This is a genomic window from Streptomyces sp. NPDC002577 (genome assembly GCF_053594815.1).
Genome location: NZ_JBSFWK010000101.1, coordinates 1 through 2,354, shown reverse-complemented (window position 1 = coordinate 2,354; position 2,354 = coordinate 1). Strand labels below are relative to the sequence as shown.

General features: G+C 71.2%; 6 protein-coding genes. 1 reads left to right on the top strand and 5 read right to left on the bottom strand.

The genetic code is table 11. The annotated features are described in order from the left end of the window. The coding region (locus ACWD4J_RS44030; protein ID WP_158786612.1) for a biotin carboxylase N-terminal domain-containing protein at positions 1-101 on the bottom strand (101 nt) is incomplete at its 3' end. A gap of 355 nt (positions 102-456) precedes the next feature. Here ACWD4J_RS44030 and ACWD4J_RS44025 point away from each other — a divergent pair. Beyond that, positions 457-972 (top strand): hypothetical protein, encoded by a 516-nt coding sequence (locus ACWD4J_RS44025; protein WP_451401186.1) that lies wholly within the window; start codon positions 457-459, stop codon positions 970-972. 33 nt (positions 973-1,005) lie between these two features. Here ACWD4J_RS44025 and ACWD4J_RS44020 read toward each other — a convergent pair whose 3' ends face one another. From ACWD4J_RS44020 to ACWD4J_RS44005, 4 genes are all read right to left on the bottom strand, one after another. Continuing rightward, the gene (locus ACWD4J_RS44020; protein ID WP_451401185.1) at positions 1,006-1,620 is read right to left on the bottom strand and encodes a nucleoside triphosphate pyrophosphatase; all 615 of its coding nucleotides are present in this window, start codon (positions 1,618-1,620) and stop codon (positions 1,006-1,008) included. Positions 1,621-1,688: 68 nt separating this feature from the next. Next, positions 1,689-1,814 (bottom strand): morphogenic membrane protein MmpB, encoded by a 126-nt coding sequence (gene mmpB / locus ACWD4J_RS44015; RefSeq protein ID WP_451401184.1) that lies wholly within the window; start codon positions 1,812-1,814, stop codon positions 1,689-1,691. Between the two features lie 123 nt (positions 1,815-1,937). Continuing rightward, entirely contained in the window at positions 1,938-2,144 is a 207-nt protein-coding gene (locus tag ACWD4J_RS44010) for an acyl-CoA carboxylase epsilon subunit (RefSeq protein WP_451401183.1), read from the bottom strand. 30 nt (positions 2,145-2,174) lie between these two features. Further along, positions 2,175-2,354: carboxyl transferase domain-containing protein (locus ACWD4J_RS44005; protein ID WP_451401182.1), on the bottom strand; the 180-nt coding region annotated here is incomplete at its 5' end.

Below are 2,354 nucleotides of genomic sequence, written 5' to 3'. Positions count from 1 at the left end.
GGATCCGCGTAGACGGCCACGCTCGCGATCCCCGCATCCCGGCACGCCCGGGCAACGCGGACAGCGATTTCGCCACGGTTGGCGATGAGCACCTTGCGCACGATGGCTCCCTCCTTGAAACAAGCCGAGTTTAGGGACTGCCGACACGGCCTTTCGACCCGTCCCCAGTGGTGAGCTTGCCCACACAGAGCGTGATCCGAGGCGCGCCCCGCCCGCGTAACCCCACGTCGCACCGCGGTACGCAGGACTCCTTCACGGCACCCTAGCCCTCCTGTGTGGTCAAGGTCTCTGTGAGAGCGTGCCGCGCGGGATCGGGTTTCTTTGTGGAGTCCCTACGAATGGCCCAATGAATCTTTGCTCCCCGACGAACTCTTGTCCCGGGCTTTACCCGTTAGTAGCGTGGGCGACCCATTGGCGTACTTGCGGTAACAGGGGTTGGAAGAGGGGTGGGGCGCCGTGGTGCGCAGAACGGTGGCGTGGGTGGCCGCGATCGTGCTCTTCGTGGAGGCGGCCGGTGTCGCGCTGCTGAACTGGTTCCTCGGCCATGTCGTCGACCGCCAGGAGATGTCGCTGGCCGGACTCGACCCGCACATGATGTCGGTGTCCGCCTGGATCGCGGGCGGCGTCTTCGGTCTCTACCTCGCCCTGTGCGGCCTCGCGGCGCTGATACCCGCCCTGCGCGGCCGAGCTCCCGCCGGCATCGGCCGCCTGCTGCTGATCAGCGCCGCGGTCGTGCACGGGGTGCTGGGCGCCTTCGTCGTCGGTCTCGTCGGCTGGGGCGCCTTCGTCTTCATGATGCTGGTGCTCGGCCTCATCGTGCTCACACTCATGGCGTACGACGATCAGGCCGGGGGCGGGGCGGGGACGGCGGCACAGGAGGCTCCCGGGGGTCAGGGTCCGGGTCAGGGTCCGGAGCCGGGTCCGCAGGAGGCGGGGCCGGGCCACGGCGACGGGGCGCCGCAGCCGGCGTGAGGGGCCATAGGCTGGCACGGCTGAGCTGGTCGGCTAGTCGGCCCACAGGTCCGTGATGGCCAGGCCCAGTTCGGCCAGCAGGCGGCGCAGCAGCGGCAGGGAGAGCCCGATGACGTTGCCGTGGTCGCCGTCGATGCCGTCGATGAACGGTGCCGAGCGGCCGTCCAGCGTGAAGGCACCGGCGACGTACAGCGGTTCGCCCGAGGCCACGTATGCGGCGATCTCCTCGTCGCTGGGGTCGCCGAAGCGGACCACCGTGGAGGCGGTCGCCGAGGCGTAGCGGCCGGTCTTCGTGTCGTACACGCAGTGGCCGGTCTGGAGCGTGCCCGCGCGGCCGCGCATCGACTTCCAGCGGGCCGTGGCCTCCTCCGCGTCGGCGGGCTTGCCGAGGGCCTCGCCGTCGAGCTCGAGGACCGAGTCGCAGCCGATGACCAGCGCCCCGCTCATGATCACGTCCGGTCGTGCCGCGACGACGGACGCCTTCGCCTCCGCGAGCGCGAGCGCCAGCTCGGCCGGGGTGGGGGCGGACACGGCGTCCTCGTCGACCCCGCTGACGATGACCTCGGGGCTGAGCCCGGCCTGGCGCAGCAGTCCGAGCCGGGCGGGGGACTGGGAGGCGAGCACGAGACGGCGGCGCTGATCACTCATGCGGCAAGCGTAGCGAGAGGCTGCGGGGTCCTTCCCGGGTCCTGGGATACCGGGCTCTCCGGCAGGTGTCAGAGGCCGATCACGAGCATGGACAGCACCATCGCCACCGCCAGTAGGACACCCGCGCGCCGCAGCATCTGCTGCATGTCGTGCAACTCCTCGGGCGGCTCGTTCTCGGGGTCGGACCACAACATGAAGCCGATCCTCCGCCGCCGGCGGTCCCGGGCGCCTGAGTACGCGTACTCAACTTGGCGAGGGCCGGGGGCCGGAGCCGCGCCGCAACGGTTGCGGCGCGGCCCTGAGTGTCCCCATGCCCCCTATGCGGGCCAGTACGTGCGACCCCACGCCTTCGGGCCAGGTGCGGGCAGGCGGCTCTGCGCCACCCGGGCCGGATCGGCCCAGGCGTCGGGTGCGGCGGGCGCGCCGGTCGGCCGGCCGCCCGCGGCCGCGGCGCGCGCCCTGACCACCGCCAGTGCGGCGGCCAGCTCCTCCGGGGTCGGATTGCCCCGTACGACCTTGATCATGACCGCTCTCTCCACGGGTCGGGCAGGTGCCTACAGGGGGATGTTGCCGTGCTTCTTCGGAGGCAGGTTTTCCCGCTTGGTGCGCAGCTGACGCAGGCCCCGCACGATGTGCCGGCGGGTGTCGGACGGCATGACCACCGCGTCGATGTAGCCGCGCTCGGCTGCGATGTACGGGTTGAGCAGGGTGTCCTCGTACGCCTGGATGAGCTG

Bases quoted from the DNA above. Each gene is read 5' to 3' on its own strand.
- ACWD4J_RS44020 (WP_451401185.1), bottom strand. From the start codon at position 1,620: ATGAGTGATCAGCGCCGCCGTCTCGTGCTCGCCTCCCAGTCCCCCGCC.
- mmpB (WP_451401184.1), bottom strand. From the start codon at position 1,814: ATGTTGTGGTCCGACCCCGAGAACGAGCCGCCCGAGGAGTTGCACGAC.
- ACWD4J_RS44010 (WP_451401183.1), bottom strand. From the start codon at position 2,144: ATGATCAAGGTCGTACGGGGCAATCCGACCCCGGAGGAGCTGGCCGCC.